Source organism: Streptomyces sp. WG5 (assembly GCF_049974565.1).
Taxonomy (GTDB): Bacteria; Actinomycetota; Actinomycetes; order Streptomycetales; family Streptomycetaceae; genus Streptomyces.
This window is the reverse complement of the sequence record NZ_JBNGGC010000042.1, coordinates 26,772-45,287: the sequence shown is the minus strand read 5'-3', so window position 1 is coordinate 45,287 and position 18,516 is coordinate 26,772. Positions and strand designations below refer to the sequence as shown.

Sequence of the window (18,516 nt, the reverse complement as noted above, 5' to 3'; positions counted from 1 at the left end):
ACCCCGCGTCCGCTCGCCACGTTCTCAGGCGAAGGTGTCGAGGAGCCGCGCGTAGACGCCGAACGCGCCGAGAACCAACGGCAGCAGGGCGATCACGGCGACGGACTCCAACGCGTCACCGACCCGCCGCAGGCGCACCCGCACATGCTCGGCCGGTTCCACGGTGAGCACCAGGAGCGGCAGCAGCGCGAACACACCGAGCACGGAGAGAGGCCCCACAGCCCCCGCGTACTCGCTCCACAGCACGACAAGCCGTACGGCGACGACCGCGGCGGCGACCAGCAGCACCACGACCTCGGCGGCGAGCGGAAAGGCACGGGCACGCAGCGCGAGCACGACGGTCACGGCGACGGCGAGCAGCACCGTCCACACGGACACCGCGCGCAGCGCCAGCACGCCGCCCGCTCCCGCGGAGACGGCGAGGGCGACGGTCGCGAGCGCCAGCCCGGGGTGGGTGGCGGCGAGCTCGGTCGAGACGTCGTACCGGCTCACGGACGCACCACCGGTCCGCCGGTCGTCCAGCGCCGTGAGCCCGGACGTCATCAACGCCAGGCGCGGCAGCACCCCGAGGACGACGACGCAGACGACGGCCGCGACCGCGCCGGCGCGCGCCGCTTCGTCCTGAACGGCGAGCACGCCTTCCCACAGCACCAGGCACCCGGCGAGGGCCCCGCCCCCGACGAGCCCGCCCCGCCCGAGCGGCGTGACCCACCCGGCGAGCAGCAGCACGACGACCACGGCCCCGGCAAGTCCCGCCAGTCGCGCGGCCCCGCTCCACCCGTAGGCGTCGGCACAAGCCCACACACCGAGGGCTGCCAGGACACCCGCGGTCACGAGCAGGGTGACCGCCGGCGCCTGCCGCCGCACCCGCCCGCACAGCACCCCGGCCACCGCGCACAACGCGGCCACGCCGAGCGCCCCGGCCCCGACACCGGAGGCGGCGAACTCACCGCGCGCCAACAGGCCGGCGGCCAGGGCGAAGAGGACTGTCGCGCACCCGGCGACGACACGACGCACCGCGGGCCGCCAGCGCCACGCCCGTACGCCGAGGTCGTCGGCGACCTCGTCGGTCACGTCGTGCACGACGGGCGCGGAGGGGGCGTCCTCGGCCCGCACCAGCCGCAGCACGGCGCCGTCGGGAACGCCGGCCGACTCGAGCGTGCTGTCGTGCGCGAGAGCGGCACCGTCCGGCATGACGAGATGCCGCAACTCCGGCCGCTCCCCCACCCGGTCGTCCAGCAAGCGCATGACCTCGGGCAACAGCATCCCGACCGGTTCCCGCGACGGCAGCACGAGATCGACCCGACGCCGCTCACCGACCAGGGTGACTCTGCTGAGCGCGGTACGACTCGCGGTCGCGGTACGGCTCAGGGGCCCCGTGGACATCACGCGTTCGAACCTATCATCGTACAGACACCGTAACGGAGGGTGACGTATCCGGGCCTTCTCCGGGCGTCGGCCCCTGCGAAGCCCCGTACGGGCTCTTCCCCATGACCCGGTTGGCCACGAACGACCACCCCACACACCCGGCACACACCACGGCCGCGATCACGATCCCGGCGACTACCTTGCCGAGGCGCTCATCGACGGACCGCCGCTGCCGCTGAGTACCGAAGAGAAGAGCGTCACGGAGGCGCCGGCGGCGGACGGAGACGGATTCGAGGAGCTGGCTGTCGTAATCACTCGCTGTCATGGCTACCGGCTGTCCCTGGGGTTCCTTTCGTCATGAGTCGCGTCCTCACAGCGGCTATCCCCGCCCTGCCGTGACCTCATCGACGAATGCGAGCGCTTCTGCCTCGCTGATCTCCACACGCTCGACCTCGTTGTGACCCAGCTCGTAAAGTCGCAGGTACTCGGTCGGCTCCCAGCACAAGTTCCGGGTGAATGCCTCGTCATGTGCTACGCCATTGACAATGCGCCGCCTGACGATTCCTTGCGGATTTCCTCGAGAATAGCCCTCGCTGACCTTGGCGTAGTAGGTGATGCGGTGTGAACGCGGCTGCAAAACACGCACCTGCGCACCGCGGCGGTTCAGCCACTGCTCGAGGTCCGCCCCGTCGACTTCGCGCCGCCCACCTGCTTCCTCGATGACCACAGGACCGAATAGCGTGCCGAAGAGTCCTGCTACGACTGTGCGTTCATCAAGCACGACCTTCAAGGACGTCTCACGCACAGACGCATTGGTAAGGTCGGCCCCTTCCAACCTGGCACCTATAAAGGAGGCTCCGTCCAACTTCGCTGACCGGAAGCAAGCCGACCGGGCATCCACTGCCCACAGGCTGGCACTACCCAAGTCCGCCCGATCGAGAGTGGCGCTGCGCAAAGAAGCCTCGTCGAGCTCCGCCTTCACCAGCGAAGCTTCGGTAAGATCCGCCTGATCCAGCGCTGCGCCTTCCAAACGGGCTCTGTAGAAATCAGCACCCACGAGTCTGGCGTTCCGAAGTGCGGACTGAATCAGCAGCGCCATAGCGAGGTCGGCCCCGGACAGATCGACACCAGACAGATCAAGACCCGATGCGTCCAAAGGCGCATCCGGTTGCGCAGTCCAGTGCTGTAGAGCCGCAGCCGCCTCCTCGCCAGGAGGCATCATTCGCACCTCACGGATACCAGACAACTCGATCACTCCACCCGTGTTGCTCGACAACTGACCTGACATCGTCGATGAACCTTCCAAGGAATCGACCTGCCGGATCACACTCTGCTCTAGTTGCTGAGAACGATGCTGCGCCTCCTCTGCAGAGAAATCATGGCTCGAAAATAGGACAGCCACGCACACTCCCCCTCCAGATATCCCAGTACTTGATCAGTTATCGGTCGAGCAAAGTTAAAGCCGGTCACTCGCACCCGGAAAGCTCCTGCACGTACTCCAGCGAATCCGCTTCTTTCAGAGAATCGGCGACAACAATACCGGCCGACGCCCCATCGCTCATCATCGCCATTTCTCTCAACGCATCAGACGGAACAGCACCCCGCTCCCTGGCGTCACTTAGACGAGACAGCCAAATCACAGCAGCATCGAGGGCCACGTCACCACGCGGCGCATACGGTTCGTATCCTGCAGCACTGTCATCACTCGCAGCCCACATGTACCCAATGACCCGGCCCCTCAACACCACGTCCATGTACTTGACGGCAGAGGCGTAATCCGGTTCACCCAAGGATGCGCCGCCTGATGGAAGTCCGCGCCGCAGCGCCTCAGTACGACGTGGAACCTCGAACATGTACCAGGAGTCCAACAAGTCGGGGTCCTCGTCCGGCAAATCTGTGAATCCATGCTTGTCCGGAATTCCGTAGAGCGTTGGATCACCAGGAACTGTCTCCGCGCCAGTCAGGCGGGCCAATCCGGAAAGCGTCACCTCAAGACGTGGGGCATTCTCCGCCTGAACAACCGGCTGCCTGCGCCCCCTCAAGTCGTGAGACATCCAAGCGTCCGCGAACGTTCGAAGGGAAATCGTTCTAGCCCCAGTGATCCATGCGTCGACCGATACAAGGAACAACTTCTCAACCTCGCGCTCCTCGCCATTACGCAGGCAAGTGCCAGGAACCGACAGATCAACGGTCACCGCTTCAGCAATTTCCGCGTAGTGCACCGCAGGCCAGGACCGCAGCACCCCGCCTACAACGCGACTTTCAGGAGAAGTGACACGCACATCGCGTAGACAAAAAAGCTCGGAGCCATCTTCGCCGTTGACACGGATGTCAGCTCGCGCCGTACCTACAGCGACGTCCGCGGACTGCAGTAGCGACCAGGCAGCAAGTGCATCACTCAGGCATTCCACCACGAGATCTCCTACGGAGACTTGCCGCTTCGTCTCCCAGAACCAGAGGCCAACGGGGGCGGTCGTGATCACAAAACACGTCCCATGTTCAACTTCCCCCCTAGAAAACAGTGACGATCCGAAGCCGGCAGTAGGGCCCGGCAACTACCGGGCGCCGAACCGGGCCGCGTCGGAGTTGGCGGAGCCCATGTTCTGGTGGGCGTTGCCCTCCAGCTCCTGATCACCCGTTCCGAACGCGGTGTCCATGCCCGACTGCCCACCCAGGAACGTGATCATCGACGACTACGACGCGCAGGGCACCGTCACCGTCCTGACCGAACCCCGGCCCGACAAGGCCGACTGGCTGGGCGTCGTGCGGGTCCCCTACGGGAACCGACGTCGACATCCCGAAGGGGCCCGCCACGGGCTTCGTGATCGGAGAGGCGATCACAGGCCCCAAGCGGGCCTGAACCGGAGCGGAAAGGTGGGGACCGTTACCCACTGGGCTCGTGCGGCAAGTGTTGGCTGCTGGGCCTGCTACCCGTTCTCCGCCACGACGGGGACAGTTCGCTTCACGTCGCAGCCACAAGTCAGCCCGGCAAGTGGGGGTCGCCGTCCTTGAGCCCCATCAGGAAGGACATCCACGGGCTCGACCCGAACACGAGCACCCGGCCGTCCGGCACCTTGCTGTCGCGCACGGGCACGATGCCGGGGCAACTGTCGGCGACCTCAACGCAGTTGTTGTCTCCGCCGTCGCTGTAGCTCGACTTGCGCCAGGCGGCGGCACTGAGGTCGAAGGTGTCCTTCATGATCGGTGCTCCTCCAGTACGTCCCGGATGAACGTCAACGAGTCCGACGGCGACAGTGCCAGATCCCGCAGCCGATCGTAGGACAAACGGTGACGCAGAACGTCCCCCGGATCATCCATCAGCAGACCGCCGCTGTCTCCTTCTGTGTACGCCACGGAGCTTCCGTCCGCTTGCCACAGGAGTGTCAGCGATCCCTTCCCCATGAGTGGATGAATCCCTGCGGAGAACGGAAGGACCTGAATCACCACGTTGGGCCATGTGGCGACCAGCTCTACGCGCTTCATCTGCTCCGACCAGGTCTCCGCGCTGACCGAAGGTCGGCGAAGCGCCAGTTCGTCGATGATGAAGCGGACGCTGGGTGCCGGCTTCTTACTCAGCAGCAACTGTCGGCCCAGGCGGGCGGCCACCTGCTCTTCAACCGCTTCGGGATCCTGTCCCGTTGCCAGAGGGCTGGACAACACCTCCCGGGCGAGTTCCTCGGTCTGCAGCAGCCCCGGAACGTTCGGTGCGTATCTGTGCATGATTCGCGCTGTTGCCTCCAGCCGCATGAACTCCTTGTACTTGTCCTTGAACGCGTCGATCCGAGCCATCTTCCAGAGGCTGACCAGCAGATCACCGGAGCCGTAGTACCCGTCGAGGTCTTCCATGACCGTCACCTTGGACAGCCGCTCCCCCGACTCCAGGCGGCACAAGTAGCTCTTGTCGTACCCGGACTCGTCGGCCAGCTGCCCCAGGGACTTGCCCTCCTTCTCCCGGAGGAAGCGAAGCGTTCGCCCGAGCACCGCGCGTCCCGACTCGTTCTGTCCATCGACCCGTTCGGTCACGGTGCCTTTCCTTTCCCCTGTTGCCCGGGGCCATTGGCAACGCCTACCCCCTTCCACAGCGTACGGGCAGCCAGTGACGATTGATGCACGAACAGTAATCGCCGCTGGCCGCAGCCCCGAAGAGACAAACCCCATGGACACCTCCTCTCTCCGCCTCCTCCCCTGGACCACCCCCGAAGGCAACCCCTGCTACCTGAGCACCGACGACAGCCGCAGCCTGCTCTCCCGGCTCGCGGACGACATCGAGGGAGCCCAACTCGACTCGGGTGAGCAGGTACTCGCGGGGGCCAGGGCCGTGCTCGGGGACGGGAAGGCCGGTGAGCGGGCCGTGCGGTTCGCGTTGGCCAGGGCGACGGAGTCGCTGGAGGACGTGCTGCGGGTCGCGGTCAGCCGGGGGCGGCGTCTGTCCCGCCCGGCGGGCGGCAACCTTTGTGCGCGGGGTGGCGACTGAGCGGCAAAGCGTCTTCCCCCCACGGAACGGAACGCCGTATGAGTGAGCGCGAGCACCGCAGCAAAGCCGGCACCGCAAGGGCAGGAGGGCACTGGCCGTCGGGAGCCCGACGGCACTGACCGCCACGGGGACGCTGACGTACGGAGCGGACCTCGGCGTGCTCGGCTCCGGCGCCCAGCCGGCATCACCCTGAAGAAGCGCTGGAACGGCACCTCGGCCGGTTACGTCACCGCCCCCAGCACCCCGGCCGGCCGCAAGGGCATCCTGATCAACCGCTCCGCCGTCACCGGCGACGTCTCGGCCGGCTCCTTCCACCTCGGCCGCCCCTGGCACGCCGACGGTGACGCGAGCCTCGACCCGCAGACCACGGTCCGCGACACCACCCTGAGCGCCGCGGTCAGGGCGGCCTGCTGGACCGACATAAGCGGCTTCTCCTGGAAGGACGACCGCTTCGCCGAGTACCGCAACACGGACCCGGGCGCGGGTCCGGCGAGCGCCGACCGCCCCCGGCTGACCGCCGGCCAGGAGGCCGGCCAGGAGGTCGCGGACTGGCTGGGCGGCTGGGTGCCCACCGCCTCGTAGGGCCGGCACCGCCCGGCCGCGCGCGGGGGACCTTCCCGATTGCGGGGACAAACACAGGCCAACTGTTCACGGTGCGCTCACATGAGCGCACCGTGAACAGCGCACGCCCATCTGTCCTCGTTCCGGAGGGAGGCACCGCCACCGGCAATGCCCTGCCCATGGACCGCGGTGACGTCGCCGCCATCCCCCTTCCGACCGCCTGCCCCGGGCCACCGCGGCACGGCAATTCCCGCCGCGCCCTGGCCCGTTCGAGGTCGACTGTCCCCGTCCGCTCGGTCCGTCGGCTGCCTATCCTGTGGCCATGACTGCACAGCCTCCGGTCCCTGCTCCGCGCCCTGAGCCATCAGCAGAGCTCCGTGCCTCTCACGACGACCGGGAAGCAGTGGTGGAGCAGCTGCGTGATGCGGCAGCCGAGGGGAGGATCGACTTCGAGGAGCTGGACGCACGCCTGGAGCAGGCGCTGAGCTCCAAGACCCACGCCGAGCTGGCCGTCCTGACCGCCGACCTGCCGAAGCCGGATGCTGCTGCGAGTCACCCGCCGCTACTTCTCAAGGGCGGCCTGCACGGCGCGTCCCGGGGCCCCGGACGCTGGGAGGTTCCGGGGCACGTGATCGCTCGCGGAGGCCTGGGGGGCGTGAAGGTCGACTTCACCCGGGTCGAGTGCCGCCTCACGGAGGTCACGGTGGAGGCGTACGGGGAGATGTCCGGTGTCACGATCGTCATCCCCGACGGCTGGGCCGCGGACACCAGTGGCATGGATCCCGCCTTCGGCGGCCTGACGGACAAGACCACACCCGACCGGCTCCCGGGGACCCCGCTGATCCGGCTCACCGGGTCCGGCGGCACGGGAGGAGTGGTCGTCCGCCACCCCAATCGCCGGGAACGGCGCAAGCTGGAGCGCAACCCGGCGCAGGGTTAGGCCGCGTGCCGAACCGCTGTTCGGCTCAGCACGCTGGGGCCGGCCGACCGTTCACGGCCCGCTCACACGAGCAGGCCGTGAACAGGTCCGTCACTTCAGGTGACGGGTGAAAAACCGGGCCGCGTCGTCCCCCGCGAACTGCGGGACGCTGGTGTGCCCGCCCATGTTGGCGTGCAGGGTCTTCTCCTTGGATCCGAACGCGTCGAACAGGTCCAGGGCGGCCTGCCGGTCGTTCCCTTCGTCGTCCCACTGCAGCAGGACGTGCAGCGGAACGGTGACCTGCCGGGCCTCCTCGAACATGGCGCGGGGCACGAAACTCCCGGCGAACAGACCAGCAGCCGCGATACGCGGCTCGACCACCGCCAGCCGGATCCCGATGGAGATCACGCCTCCCGAGTACCCGACCGGGCCGCCGATCTCGGGCAGCGAAAGGAGGGCGTCCAGGGCGGCCTGCCATTCCGGGACCGCCATGTCGACCAGCGGCAGGATCAGCGCGTCGATGATGTCGTCGCTGACCGGCTCACCGGCCTCCATCGCCCGGCGCAGATCGGCGCGGGCCTGCTCGGCGGCGGGCAGGCGGGGCCGGTCGCCGCTTCCGGGGAGCTCGATGGTGGCCGTGGCGAAACCCTCCGCCGCGGAGTGCCGGGCCCTGGCCACCAGCCGGGGGTACATCGCGCGCAGCCCCAGGGGAGGATGACCCAGCAGGATCAGCGGTGCCGGTGCCGGTATGGATGCGGGTGTCCACAGGATGCCGGGTATCTCGCCGAGCGTGAACCGGCGCTCGAGGACGCCGTCGTCGAGGCGTTGTTCTGAAGCGAAGCGCATGGTCGTGCCTTTCAGGAGTGCCACTGAACGGCGCTCCCGGACGACCTATCGCCCGACCGTGGCCCCAGAGGAGAGCACCCATGTCGATACTGCGTTCACGGGTACCACCTCCTCGTCCTCTCGCACGGCCTCCGGAAACGTAGCAGTGGCCGCCGCGGTCCCGCCAACGGTTTCCCGCTCAGGCTCCGTCGCCGGACACCACGGCGTCGCGGCCCCTAACTCGCCCGCCACATCGGTGCTTCCGTCTGTTCCTCTTCACTCTCGAAGGACACCATGGCCGGGCGATCTCCCTTGGGCAGCAGGTGGATGCTGCAGAGAGTCACCGTGGAGTTCGGTTCCAGCCGAGTGTTCGGAACGGTGCCGCGGCACTGGTCGACGCCCTGGCCTTGGCTCGCACCGGAGAAGGACAGGTCGATCAGCGAGAGCGGCTGCACTTCTCGGCCGGCGGCACTGCGCAGGCTCACGCCTTCGTCCATGACCGGCAGGACCTTCACTGGGCCTTCGTTGCGGTACTCCATGGTGACGTACCAGGGCACGAGGTTCTCGGGTTCACCGGTCAGGTCGTAGTCACCGAGATCGGCAAGGGTCCCGGCGCGAACGCTCTCCGGAGTGACGCGCAGGGGAGCGCTGCCGCCCTTGGTGTCCTTCCACGAGGAATCGGCAGTTTCGCCCGCGTCGAGCAGGCCCGCGCCGTCGCCCTTGCCGTCGCCGACCTTCCAAAGGAGCATGTCGCCGGCTTCGTCCGAGTAGGCCACCGTGGCGGGCGTACGGCCCTTCGGCAGCATCACCAATTGGCAGCCAGTCACCGTGACACCTGGCGGAATCGTCTTCACACCGGACTTGTCACATTTTTCTGCGGTTCCGCCACTTGACCCGGTAGCAAGAGGGTTGGTGTTCCAGAGGGAGATCGCCTCACCGGGGGTGCCGTCCGCGAGGGTCACGGTGAAGTTCTCTTCCGGCTTGGGTTGGGGCACAGCGTCCGAGCCGCTGTTCGTGTAACTGACGGTCAGGTAGTACGGGACCGCGCTCTTGAGGTCCTCGTCCAGGCGGACGTTCGCGAGGTCGGCAGCGACACCCCGTGCGAGCTGTTCGGGGGCGACCTTCATCTGGTGAGTACCGTCCTGGCCGCTCCATGTCGCTTGCCGGACGGTCGTGTCGACCGGAAGTGCCACTGGGGCGGGAGATTCGCCGGCCTCTCCTCCGCCACCGGGCTCCGAACCGCCGGCCCCGCACCCAGTGACGACCAGAGCGAAGAGCCCGGCCCCCATGATGTGCCCCGCGATCCTGCAGGCCCGCATGTACACCCCCGTGCGCGTCGATGTCCTGATCACAGGATGATCAGCTTACGTTCAGGTGAGGACATACCGTTCGGACTGGCGCGCTCAAGTGAGCGCACCGTGAACACCGCATGCCCATCTGTCCTCGTTCCGGAAGAGAAGACCCCCGGCACCCGCCGGCCTGGCCTCGCACAGCCGGCAGCAGTCGCGGCTGGTCAGCAGCGGAGGCCGACGATGCCCCAGCCGCGGCGCTCCGCCTCCGTGACCACCTCTCCCCAGTCGGTGAGGAAGCCGGTGAACGATTCGAAGGTGGTGATCCACCCGCCCGGATCGGCGGCGTGCTGGGTGAACGCCTCTCGCATCCCTTCCAGTTCGGGTGCCGCCTCCCGCCACCATCCGGCAACGGGTGGCACGTGATCGGGCGGGCACCACAGCAACAAGGCCGCGTCCCAGGTGCGCGGCCGCTCCACAAGCCCCGAACCGGCCCCCGTCGTGTCCTCCAGACCGTGCCAGAACAGCGTGTCGTTGAACCGGTCCAACGCCGCGCGTACCCTCGGCTCGACGGAGTCGCGCATGTGGTCCCAGCGGTGGCCGGCCCAGAAGTGCGGCTTGTACGAGCCGAGCGTGTCCCGGAAGGCATACCTGCCGTACCAGTCCTCACCCGGCTGCGTGGGCCACGACCAGCCGTGTTCGAAGAGGTCGTCGCTGTACACCTCTCCGAAGGCAGCGTTGACCAGCATCTCCTCCCGGCCGCCGGGCGCGGTCGCCTCCACCCGCGGCCAGTCCACGATCAGCACCTCTATCCCCACGCCCATCGCGCCAGCGTAGGGCAGGGGGACAGGCAAGGAAGGGCCCGGCACCGGCAGGGCTCGGGAGGCCTGTCCACTGTGCCGGGCCCCTTCCCAGAGCCGGTGACCGGCTACCGCACGACCGTGATCCGGTCGGCCGCCGGCGGGGCGATCGGGGCGGTCGCCGACGAGTTGGCCGTCAGGTACTGCTCCAGCGCCGTCAGGTCGTCCGAGCCGACGAGTTCGTTCGCGCCCTCGCCCAGGGTGGGGAACCCGTCGCCGCCGCCCGCGAGGAAGCTGTTCGACGCGACACGGTAGGTGGCCGCCGGGTCGACGGCGTCACCGTTCAGGCGGATGGAGTCCGTGACGACGCGGTCCGCGCCCGTCTTCGTCAGGTCCAGGGTGTAGGTGAGGCCGGACGAGACCTGGAGGATCTTCGGGGCCGCCTCGTTCGGGCCGCTGACCTGCTCCTTGAGGACCTGGATCAGCTGGGCGCCCGTGTAGTCCTTGAGGTTCACCGTGTTGGCGAAGGGCTGGACGGTGAAGCCCTCGGCGTACGTGACGACGCCGTCGCCCTCGCCGCCCGTGGCCGCGTAGGTGAGGGGCGCCCGGATGCCGCCCGGGTTCATCAGGGCCAGGTCGGTCTCCGGGTCCAGGGACCTGCCGTGGGCGAGCTGCGCGTCGGCGATCAGGTCGCCGAGCGGGGACTCGGTGCCGTCGCGGTTGATGTCGCCGGAGATGTAGCCGACGGGGCGGTTGCCGATCGGGGCGGCGAGGGTGCCCCACCTGTCGATCAGGCGGGTCATGTCCGGCGCCTTCGGGACGTCCCGCGTGACCACGTGGTTCGCCGACTTCACCGCCGTACGGGCGATGTCACCCGTCGCGCGGTCGTACGTCAGCGTGGTGTCCGTGTAGAGGCGGCCGAAGGACGCGGCCGACGTGACCGTGCGGGGCTTGCCCGCCGGGTCGGGGATCGTGCAGACGTACGCCGCGTGGGTGTGGCCGGTGACCAGCGCGTCGACCTGGGGCGTGACGTTCTTCGCGATGTCGGCGATCGGACCGGAGATGCCGTCACCGGCGCCCGGGGAGTCGCAGTCGTAGTTGTAGGAGGACGAGGCCGGGAAGCCGCCCTCGTGGACCAGGGCGACGATCGACTTCACGCCCTGGCGCCGGAGCACCTCGGCGTACTTGTTGATCGTCTCGACCTCGTCCTTGAAGGAGAGGCCCTTGACGCCCTCCGCCGAGACGATGTCCGGGGTGCCCTCCAGGGTCACGCCGATGAAGCCGACCTTGACACCCTTCTGCTTCCACACCCAGTACGGCTTCAGGAGGGGCTTCTTCGTCTTCTCGTCCAGGACGTTCGCCGCCAGGTACGGGAAGTCGGCGCCCTTGAACTCCTTGTCCGTGTAACAGCCGTCGGTGGGGTGGCAGCCGCCGTTCTGGAGGCGGGCCAGTTCCCTCGCACCCTCGTCGAACTCGTGGTTGCCGACGCTCGTCACGTCCAGGTCGAGGGCGTTCAGCGCCTCGATGGTCGGCTCGTCGTGGAAGAGACCGGACAGGAGCGGGGAGGCGCCGACCATGTCGCCGCCGGCCGCGGTGATGGAGTAGCGGTTGCCCTTGCGGGCCTCCCGCAGGTGGGTGGCGAGGTACTCGACACCGCCCGCCTCGACCGTCTTCGTCGTGCCGTCCGGCTGGAGCTCGGTGACCCGGCCGGACGAGCCGGCCGGGGGCTCCAGGTTGCCGTGCAGGTCGTTGAAGGAGAGCAGCTGGACGTCCTGGTAGCGGCCCGGCCGGTGATCGGGCTTGTGACCACCGTGGCCTGGGCCCCTCTCGCCCGCGTTCGCCGACGCCGGCAGCGTCGCGGCGGCGAGCGCCCCCGCGGTGACGACGGTGGCGGCGACGGCGAGGAGACGGGTCGTACGGCGTCTGCGGCGCGGTCGGTGCGACGGTGCTGTGGCTGGCATGCGCCCCCCTGTGGGTGTGCGTGAGCGCGAGCCGCTGAGGAGACGGCTCGTCGGCGCAGCAGCCTAGAGTCAACGCGCGTAGCGCGACAGGGGGTCCCGGGTTACATCCTGGTGTACCTCGCCACGGGCCCCTTCCCTGTCCCCCTTCCCTGCCCCCTTCCCTGCCCCTCCCCCGACCATCCCTCGGCCTGTCCCGCAGACCCGTCCCCGGCCTGTCCCGGCGGCCCGTCCCCCGGCTACCGCCGCTTTGCCGCGCCCGCCCTTTACGCTCGTACGCATGACCAGCGACGACACCGTGCGGCCCGGCCGCACCCGCTCGATCGAGACCCTCGCCGAACTCTCCCCGGAGCAGACCGAGGCGGTCCTCGCCCTGCTCACCGAGGCCGCCCGCAGCGACGGGCAGCAGGCCGTGTCCGAGCAGGGACGGCTGCACCTGCGCGGCCCCGCGCGGGAGGGCATCGCGCACCTGCTGCTCACCGTGGACGGCGGCCAACTCCTCGGCTACGCCCAGTTGGAGGCCACCGACCCGGTGGAGCCGCCCGCCGCCGAACTGGTCGTCCACCCCTCGCACCGGGGCCAGGGACACGGGCGGGCGCTGGGCTCCGCGCTGCTCGCCGCCTCCGGCAAGCGGCTGCGGATCTGGGCGCACGGCGGCCACTCCGCCGCCCGGCACCTCGCACAGGTGCTCGGCCTGACGCTGTTCCGCGAACTGCGGCAGATGCGGCGCCCGTTGGCCGGTTTGGACCTGGCGGATCCGCGCCTGCCCGAGGGCGTGACCGTCCGTACCTTCGTGCCGGGGCAGGACGACGCGGCCTGGCTCGCGGTGAACGCCGCCGCCTTCGCCCACCACCCCGAACAGGGCTCCCTCACCCAGCGGGACCTCGACGACCGCAAGGCCGAGGCGTGGTTCGACCCGGCGGGGTTCTTCCTGGCCGAGCGGGACGGCGAGCTGATCGGCTTCCACTGGACCAAGGAGCACGCCGAGGAGCGGCTCGGTGAGGTGTACGTCCTCGGCATCCGCCCCGACGCCCAGGGCGGCGGCCTCGGCAAGGCCCTGACCACCATCGGCCTGCGGCACCTGGCGGAGCGGGGACTGCCCACGGCGATGCTGTACGTCGACGCCGACAACAAGGCCGCGGTGTCCGTCTACGAGCGCCTGGGTTTCGTCACCCACGAGACGGACCTGATGTACCGGACGGAGACGTGAGGCGGTGGTCCGGTCCCGGGTGGCGGTCCGGCCCCGCACGGCGGTCCGGCCCCACACGGCGGTCCGGCCCCACACGGCGGTCCGGCCCCACACGGCGGTCCGGCCCTAAAGCCGGTCCGCCGGCTCCGAGGTGGTGAACCGGCCCTGAGCCGGTCCGCCGGCCCGGCGGGACCTCCTCCCCCGCCCCAACGGCTCCGGCCCGCACACCCCCCACACCACGGCCACCGCCGCCAGCAGCACCGCCCACCGGTCGTGCGCGGCCGGCCACCGCGGGTCCTCGGGCGGCACGACCAGTGCCCAGTCCTCCGGCGTCAGCAGGGGCACGAGGACCGCCATGAGCAGCAGGGCCGCCGCGACGGCCGGACCCGGACGCGCCTCGCCCGTCAGCCGTACCGCCGCCGCGGCACCGGCGAGTGCGAGTGCGCCCAGCGCCGCCGCCTCCAGGGTGATGTCACCGGCCGGGGGCCGGGCCGCCGAGGGGGTGAGCAGCAGTACGGCCGTCCACCACAGCGCGGCGAGCGGTGCGACCAGGGCGACCCGCAGCGCCTGCCGGAGCGGGCGCCGGACCGGGACGGGAACGGTGAGGTGCCGGGCCGGGTCGTCCAGTAGGAAGGCCAGGGCGAGCGCGCCGATCAGGGCGGTCCCCCGCAGCAGGGTGAGCGTCTGCGAGGGCGTCGGTTCCGCGCCGACGACGACCGGCGCGGCCGCGACCAGCAGCCCGAGGGTTCCGGCCGCGGCCAGGGCCCGCCGCGGCAGCGTGCGCCACACCGGGCCGGCCAGGGCCCGTGTCACTCCTCGCACGAGTCCGCCTTCTCCGGCCCGGCGACGCCCAGCAGTTCGGCGGCCCGGGCGGTCGTGACGCCCGGGGCGGTCAGCTCGGCCCAGTGCGCCTTCACCCGGTCCCCGACACCAGGGCGCGGCTTCTCCAGCAGACGCTGTACGACGTCCGTCTGGCCCTCCGTCATGGACAGCGGGTCGGTGGGCGACAGGACGATCGCCGAGCCCTCCACACTGTCGTCGAGGCGGACCCGGCGCAGGGCGTTCACCGGGTCGTCCTGCCAGCTCAGGGAGAGCCACATGAGGGTGACCATCCGCCCGTCGCAGATCTCGCTCCCCGCCTCCTCCGTGCCCGCGACGAGGACCGCGGCGACGGCGCTGGAGAACTCGGGGACCCGGTTGCCGCCCCAGGCGGTGCCCACGGTCACCTGGTGCGCGTCGGCCAGCGCGGGGATCGCGGCGTCGCCCTCCAGCCCGTACCGGGCGTCGATCCGCTGCCGTACGACGAGCCGCCGGTCGTGCGCGGAGCCGCCCGCGAGGGACTGGACCCGGTCCACGACCCCCGCCCAGGTGCCGGTGCGGGGCACCCAGTCGGGGAAGGCGCAGTACGTCGACCCGCCGTGCTCGACGCAGGTGTGCTCGGGCCGCACCGAGGCCCGTTCGCGGGCCGCGGTCAGCTCCGGCGACGGCGACACGCCCCGGGCCTGCAGGACCCCGCCCGTCACCGCCAGCGCGAGGGTCAGCACGACGCCCGCCCGGACGGCCAGGTTCCGGCCACCGGCGAGGAGGACCGCGAGGAAGGCCGCGCACAGGCCCGCGCCCGCCAGGTACAGGGCGTGCCAGGCCGCGGGCCGCCCCAGCAGGTCGGAGGGCAGGGTGTTGGAGCTGATGTCGGCGACGACCGGTGCCAGCCACGACAGTCCGCTCGCACCGCCCGGCCCCGTCCCGAGAACGAGCGTGAACAGCAGGACGACCAGCAGCAGCGGCGCCGCGGACGCCGACCGCACCGACCGGGCCAGCAGCACCCCGAGCATCCCGGACAGCAGCACCGTCAGCGGCCCGACGAGCAGCTCGGCCGGCGAACCGTGCCCGATCGCACCCGGCTTGGCGGCCTCCCAGGTGAACTGCCCGGCCACGCACACCGCGGTGAGCAGGGCGGCCGGTACGACGGACAGCGCGTGGGCCACCGTACGGCGCCAGGGTGCGAGCACCAGCACCGCGAAGTGGGCTTCGGTACCGTGCCGTTCGGAGCGCAGGACGGCGATGTTGGCCGACAGCAGGACGGCGAGACCGACGAGCATCGGCATGCTCTGGGTGGCGCGGTCGACGTCCTGCAACGCCGGGTGGTCGTCCCAGGAGCTCCGGGTACGCCAGACGATCCACGCGACGTACGCCACGAAGGCGATGACGACCGGAATGCTCATCAGCAGCCGGCGCGCCTCGAACCGGGCCAGGGCGAGCACGGCCCGCGTACCGGCGCGCGGTTCGCTCTCCACGGCGGGCGAGGACTTGGTCAGCACGGCGCTCACGCGGCCACCTCCGTGCCGGCGCCGTCGAGGGCGAGCAGGTAGCCGTCTTCGAGGGTGGGATCGACCAGCTCCGCTCCGGCGGGCGGATCACCCACGTTCCGGAAGGACCCGGTCCCGGTACGCCACCCGGCCTTCGCGCCCGGATCCTTCTCCTCACTGCTCCACACGCGCCCGGCGGCCCGGGCGGTCAGCTCGGCCGGGGTGCCGTCGAACCGCACCGCTCCGGCGGCCATGACGACGACCCGGTGGCAGAGCATCGCCACGTCCTCGGTCTGGTGGGTGGACAGCAGGACGGTCCGCCCTTCCCCCGCCCCGGCGATCAGCTCCCGGAACCGCATCCGCTGCTCCGGGTCCAGACCGACGGTCGGCTCGTCGAGCACGAGGAACCCCGGGTCACCCACCAGCGCGGCCGCCAGCGCGACCCGCTGCCGCATGCCCCCGGACAGCTTCTTGATCCTCCGCCCGCGCACCTCGCCCAGATCGACCTCGTCCAGCACCCGCCGCACCTCGCGGTGGCGGGCGCCGCGATCCGCCATCTCCTTCAGGATCGCGACGTAGTCGACGAACTCGAAGGCGGTGAAATCCGGATGGAAGCCGGGCGTCTGCGGCAGGTACCCGAGCCGCCGCCGCACCTCCTGCCGTCCGCGCGCGATCCCCGGGTCGTGCCCGAGCACGGTGAACGCGCCCCGGTCGGCGGGCACGGCGGTGGCGAGCACGCGCAGCAGCGTGGTCTTGCCGGCCCCGTTGGGCCCGAGCAGGCCGGTGACGCCCGGGGTCAGCCGCAGCGACACGTCGTCGAGGGCACGGGTGCGGCCGTAATGAAGGCTGAGCCCGGAGGCGGAAACAGTGGGGTGGGTCATACGGCGCTCCCGGTCAGAAGGGGGACGAGGCGGAAGAGGGAGGGGGAGGGGGACGGGGCCGGGGACACGGAACGGGAAGGGGACGGAGACGGGGACGGGGACGGGGAGGAGACAGAGGGGACAGGAGTCACGCGGCACCCCGCGCCGAGACGTCGAACCGGTCGCGGAACAGGAACAGCAGCCCGGCAGCCAGCACGGCCACCAGCCCGGACACGCCCTGCCCGGCCGCGGTGAACGGCGCCAGCGGACTGTCCTCGGCCGCCCGTGCCGCGTCCGCGGCGAACAGCAGGGCCGCCCAGGCCCCCGCGACCGCGGAGGGCGCGAGGACAGGACCCAGCCGGGGCGCCAGCGCGAGCCCGGTCGCGGTGAGCGCCAGCCCGGGCAGCAGCCAGGCCAGGGCGCGCAGCCCGTACCCCGGCAGGGCGAGGGTCGCCGCACCGTTCACCCCGAGCGCGACGGCCAGCACGGCGACCGTGCGGATCATCAGCAGCCGGAACCCGTGCATCGGCGAGACGACCGCCATCTCGTACGTCGGGTCCAGCGCGGGCCCGTAGGCGAGCGACACCCCGGCCAGCGGCAGCAGCGGGGCGAGGGCGAGGAAGAGGGTGGGCGTGCCGGAGGCCGCGAAGGCGACGGTGAAGGTCATCAGCAGCACGGCGAGGACCGCGCCGAGCCAGGACCGGCGCAGTACGGGGGTGGCCGCGAGCAGCCGCGCGGTGCCGTCACCGACGCCGCACCGCACCAGCAGTCCCTCGAACCAGCCCGGCCGGGGTGCGTCCAGCTCGGCGTCGAGCCGCTCCCACCCCACGTCCAGAGCGGCGGCGTCGCTCACCTCGGCGAGGACGCCGCGGCAGTGGGGGCAGGCGGTCAGGTGGGCGTCGGCGGACCACAGCGCCGGCGCGGCCAGCTCGCCCCGGGCGTAGGCCCGCAGGTCGTCCTCGTCCACGTGCCAGGTGTCCCGGCGACGGCTCTCCTCGATACTCATGCCAGCGCCTCCCGCAGCTGCCGGCGGGCGCGCATCGCCCGCGTCTTGACCGTGCCCGGCGGGATACCGAGCAGGACGGCCGCCTCACGGGTGGTCAGCCCGTCGATGACGGTGGCCTGGAGCACCGCGCGCAGCTCCGGGGAGAGCCGGACGAGCGCGCCGGCGAGGTCGCCGTGCTCGACACCGGCGAGCACGCGTTCCTCGGCGGAGACCTCGTCCCGGTGCCGCAGCCGCGCCAGTGCCTGCCGCAGCCGGCCCCGCGCACCGTCGCCGCGCAGGACGTCGACCAGCCGCCGCGATCCGATCCGCCACAACCAGCCGGCCACGTCGCCTTCCTGCCGGTAGCGCGCACTGCCCCGCCACACCGCGAGGAAGGTCTCCTGTACGACGTCGTCGACGACACCGGCGTCGGCGCAGCGGCTGCGCATACGGGCGGTCAGCCAGGGGGCGTACCGGCGGTACAGCTCCTCGAAGGCACGCCGGTCGGCATCCGCCGCGACGGCCCGCAGCAGCTCCCCGTCGCTTCTCGTTTCGCTCACATCTCCTCATCGGACGAGGCGGGCCAACCGGTTCACACGATCTCAGGCGGGATGTTCCGACGCGGGGCGCGGGGCACGACCCGACGCGAACCCGACCCGACGCGGGGCGCGGGGCACGACCCGACGCGAACCCCACGCGCCGCGAGGCGCGGGGCACGACCCGACGCGAACCCCACGCGCCGCGAGGCGCGGGGCACGACGCGGAGCACGGGACCCGGCTCGGCACAAACCCCACGCGCCGCGGACGCAACCCGGCGTGAGCCCGACCGACCCGACGCAGGCGCGCGACCCGACGTGCGTGCCACCCGGCGCAAGCCCGGCGCGGCCCGGCCCGGCCCTGCCCCAGCCTCACCCGAGGACCTCACCCCTGAGGCCCCGCCCCTTCGAGAACCCGCCCCACCGAGGACACCGAGCCCCACCGA

Annotated in this window: 19 protein-coding genes and 1 pseudogene; 4 read left to right on the top strand and 16 right to left on the bottom strand. The window is 70.8% G+C overall.

The genetic code is table 11. The features are described 5' to 3' along the window. Window positions 1-24: 24 nt before the first annotated feature. From eccD to ACP4IX_RS31980, 7 genes are all read right to left on the bottom strand, one after another. Window positions 25-1,386, bottom strand: a complete 1,362-nt coding sequence (gene eccD / locus ACP4IX_RS32010) for a type VII secretion integral membrane protein EccD (protein ID WP_426558025.1) — start codon at window positions 1,384-1,386, stop codon at window positions 25-27. A 16-nt stretch (window positions 1,387-1,402) separates the two neighbouring features. After that, window positions 1,403-1,693, bottom strand: coding sequence for a hypothetical protein (locus ACP4IX_RS32005; RefSeq protein ID WP_426558023.1), 291 nt, complete (start codon window positions 1,691-1,693; stop codon window positions 1,403-1,405). A 54-nt stretch (window positions 1,694-1,747) separates the two neighbouring features. Then, on the bottom strand, window positions 1,748-2,770 hold the full coding sequence (locus ACP4IX_RS32000; RefSeq protein ID WP_426558021.1) for a pentapeptide repeat-containing protein: 1,023 nt from the start codon (window positions 2,768-2,770) through the stop codon (window positions 1,748-1,750). 64 nt (window positions 2,771-2,834) lie between these two features. Next, window positions 2,835-3,782, bottom strand: a complete 948-nt coding sequence (locus ACP4IX_RS31995) for a hypothetical protein (protein WP_426558019.1) — start codon at window positions 3,780-3,782, stop codon at window positions 2,835-2,837. Window positions 3,783-3,923: 141 nt separating this feature from the next. Then, window positions 3,924-4,055, bottom strand: a complete 132-nt coding sequence (locus ACP4IX_RS31990) for a hypothetical protein (RefSeq protein WP_426558017.1) — start codon at window positions 4,053-4,055, stop codon at window positions 3,924-3,926. 293 nt (window positions 4,056-4,348) lie between these two features. Beyond that, the gene (locus ACP4IX_RS31985) at window positions 4,349-4,567 is read right to left on the bottom strand and encodes a DUF397 domain-containing protein (RefSeq protein ID WP_426558015.1); all 219 of its coding nucleotides are present in this window, start codon (window positions 4,565-4,567) and stop codon (window positions 4,349-4,351) included. Further along, window positions 4,564-5,391, bottom strand: a complete 828-nt coding sequence (locus ACP4IX_RS31980) for a helix-turn-helix domain-containing protein (protein WP_426558013.1) — start codon at window positions 5,389-5,391, stop codon at window positions 4,564-4,566. The genes ACP4IX_RS31985 and ACP4IX_RS31980 overlap by 4 nt, the downstream gene beginning before the upstream one ends. A 133-nt stretch (window positions 5,392-5,524) precedes the next feature. On the opposite strand from ACP4IX_RS31980, the gene ACP4IX_RS31975 reads away from it, so the two are divergent. From ACP4IX_RS31975 to ACP4IX_RS31965, 3 genes and pseudogenes are all read left to right on the top strand, one after another. Beyond that, window positions 5,525-5,842, top strand: a complete 318-nt coding sequence (locus ACP4IX_RS31975; protein ID WP_426558011.1) for a hypothetical protein — start codon at window positions 5,525-5,527, stop codon at window positions 5,840-5,842. Between the two features lie 183 nt (window positions 5,843-6,025). Next, window positions 6,026-6,424: pseudogene (locus ACP4IX_RS31970) on the top strand (pectinesterase family protein); the annotation flags it as partial. 301 nt (window positions 6,425-6,725) lie between these two features. Then, window positions 6,726-7,343, top strand: a complete 618-nt coding sequence (locus ACP4IX_RS31965) for a DUF1707 SHOCT-like domain-containing protein (RefSeq protein ID WP_426558009.1) — start codon at window positions 6,726-6,728, stop codon at window positions 7,341-7,343. A gap of 90 nt (window positions 7,344-7,433) precedes the next feature. On the opposite strand, the gene ACP4IX_RS31960 is transcribed toward ACP4IX_RS31965, so the two are convergent. The 4 genes from ACP4IX_RS31960 to ACP4IX_RS31945 form a co-directional block, all read right to left on the bottom strand. Continuing rightward, window positions 7,434-8,168 carry a dienelactone hydrolase family protein gene (locus tag ACP4IX_RS31960; protein WP_426558007.1) on the bottom strand — a complete coding sequence of 245 codons (735 nt, stop codon included), beginning with the start codon at window positions 8,166-8,168 and terminating at the stop codon, window positions 7,434-7,436. 215 nt (window positions 8,169-8,383) lie between these two features. Further along, window positions 8,384-9,274 carry a hypothetical protein gene (locus ACP4IX_RS31955; RefSeq protein WP_426558005.1) on the bottom strand — a complete coding sequence of 297 codons (891 nt, stop codon included), beginning with the start codon at window positions 9,272-9,274 and terminating at the stop codon, window positions 8,384-8,386. Window positions 9,275-9,660: 386 nt separating this feature from the next. Beyond that, window positions 9,661-10,260, bottom strand: coding sequence for a hypothetical protein (locus tag ACP4IX_RS31950; protein ID WP_426558003.1), 600 nt, complete (start codon window positions 10,258-10,260; stop codon window positions 9,661-9,663). 104 nt (window positions 10,261-10,364) lie between these two features. After that, complete coding sequence (locus ACP4IX_RS31945) at window positions 10,365-12,197, bottom strand: bifunctional metallophosphatase/5'-nucleotidase (protein ID WP_426558001.1); 1,833 nt, start codon at window positions 12,195-12,197, stop codon at window positions 10,365-10,367. Between the two features lie 277 nt (window positions 12,198-12,474). On the opposite strand from ACP4IX_RS31945, the gene mshD reads away from it, so the two are divergent. After that, window positions 12,475-13,404 (top strand): mycothiol synthase, encoded by a 930-nt coding sequence (mshD, locus tag ACP4IX_RS31940; protein WP_426557999.1) that lies wholly within the window; start codon window positions 12,475-12,477, stop codon window positions 13,402-13,404. 105 nt (window positions 13,405-13,509) lie between these two features. Here mshD and ACP4IX_RS31935 read toward each other — a convergent pair whose 3' ends face one another. The 5 genes from ACP4IX_RS31935 to ACP4IX_RS31915 all read right to left on the bottom strand — a co-directional run bounded on the left by ACP4IX_RS31935 (window position 13,510) and on the right by ACP4IX_RS31915 (window position 18,094). Then, entirely contained in the window at window positions 13,510-14,205 is a 696-nt protein-coding gene (locus tag ACP4IX_RS31935; protein ID WP_426557997.1) for an ABC transporter, read from the bottom strand. Then, on the bottom strand, window positions 14,193-15,710 hold the full coding sequence (locus tag ACP4IX_RS31930) for an ABC transporter permease (protein WP_426557995.1): 1,518 nt from the start codon (window positions 15,708-15,710) through the stop codon (window positions 14,193-14,195). Before ACP4IX_RS31930 ends, ACP4IX_RS31935 begins: the two co-directional genes overlap by 13 nt. Next, window positions 15,707-16,570 (bottom strand): ABC transporter ATP-binding protein, encoded by an 864-nt coding sequence (locus ACP4IX_RS31925; RefSeq protein WP_426557993.1) that lies wholly within the window; start codon window positions 16,568-16,570, stop codon window positions 15,707-15,709. The genes ACP4IX_RS31930 and ACP4IX_RS31925 overlap by 4 nt, the downstream gene beginning before the upstream one ends. A gap of 127 nt (window positions 16,571-16,697) precedes the next feature. After that, window positions 16,698-17,555, bottom strand: a complete 858-nt coding sequence (locus tag ACP4IX_RS31920) for a zf-HC2 domain-containing protein (RefSeq protein ID WP_426557991.1) — start codon at window positions 17,553-17,555, stop codon at window positions 16,698-16,700. Beyond that, window positions 17,552-18,094, bottom strand: a complete 543-nt coding sequence (locus tag ACP4IX_RS31915; protein ID WP_426525433.1) for an RNA polymerase sigma factor — start codon at window positions 18,092-18,094, stop codon at window positions 17,552-17,554. The genes ACP4IX_RS31920 and ACP4IX_RS31915 overlap by 4 nt, the downstream gene beginning before the upstream one ends. Window positions 18,095-18,516: the final 422 nt, after the last annotated feature.

What these genes read in the sequence shown, in the direction of transcription:
- ACP4IX_RS31960 (WP_426558007.1), bottom strand. Translation starts at nt 8,168, where the DNA reads ATGCGCTTCGCTTCAGAACAACGCCTCGACGACGGCGTCCTCGAGCGC.
- eccD (WP_426558025.1), bottom strand. Translation starts at nt 1,386, where the DNA reads ATGTCCACGGGGCCCCTGAGCCGTACCGCGACCGCGAGTCGTACCGCG.
- ACP4IX_RS31985 (WP_426558015.1), bottom strand. Translation starts at nt 4,567, where the DNA reads ATGAAGGACACCTTCGACCTCAGTGCCGCCGCCTGGCGCAAGTCGAGC.
- ACP4IX_RS31925 (WP_426557993.1), bottom strand. Translation starts at nt 16,570, where the DNA reads ATGACCCACCCCACTGTTTCCGCCTCCGGGCTCAGCCTTCATTACGGC.
- ACP4IX_RS31975 (WP_426558011.1), top strand. Translation starts at nt 5,525, where the DNA reads ATGGACACCTCCTCTCTCCGCCTCCTCCCCTGGACCACCCCCGAAGGC.
- ACP4IX_RS31920 (WP_426557991.1), bottom strand. Translation starts at nt 17,555, where the DNA reads ATGAGTATCGAGGAGAGCCGTCGCCGGGACACCTGGCACGTGGACGAG.
- ACP4IX_RS31955 (WP_426558005.1), bottom strand. Translation starts at nt 9,274, where the DNA reads ATGAAGGTCGCCCCCGAACAGCTCGCACGGGGTGTCGCTGCCGACCTC.
- ACP4IX_RS31990 (WP_426558017.1), bottom strand. Translation starts at nt 4,055, where the DNA reads ATGATCACGTTCCTGGGTGGGCAGTCGGGCATGGACACCGCGTTCGGA.
- ACP4IX_RS31945 (WP_426558001.1), bottom strand. Translation starts at nt 12,197, where the DNA reads ATGCCAGCCACAGCACCGTCGCACCGACCGCGCCGCAGACGCCGTACG.
- ACP4IX_RS31950 (WP_426558003.1), bottom strand. Translation starts at nt 10,260, where the DNA reads ATGGGCGTGGGGATAGAGGTGCTGATCGTGGACTGGCCGCGGGTGGAG.
- ACP4IX_RS32005 (WP_426558023.1), bottom strand. Translation starts at nt 1,693, where the DNA reads ATGACAGCGAGTGATTACGACAGCCAGCTCCTCGAATCCGTCTCCGTC.
- mshD (WP_426557999.1), top strand. Translation starts at nt 12,475, where the DNA reads ATGACCAGCGACGACACCGTGCGGCCCGGCCGCACCCGCTCGATCGAG.
- ACP4IX_RS31965 (WP_426558009.1), top strand. Translation starts at nt 6,726, where the DNA reads ATGACTGCACAGCCTCCGGTCCCTGCTCCGCGCCCTGAGCCATCAGCA.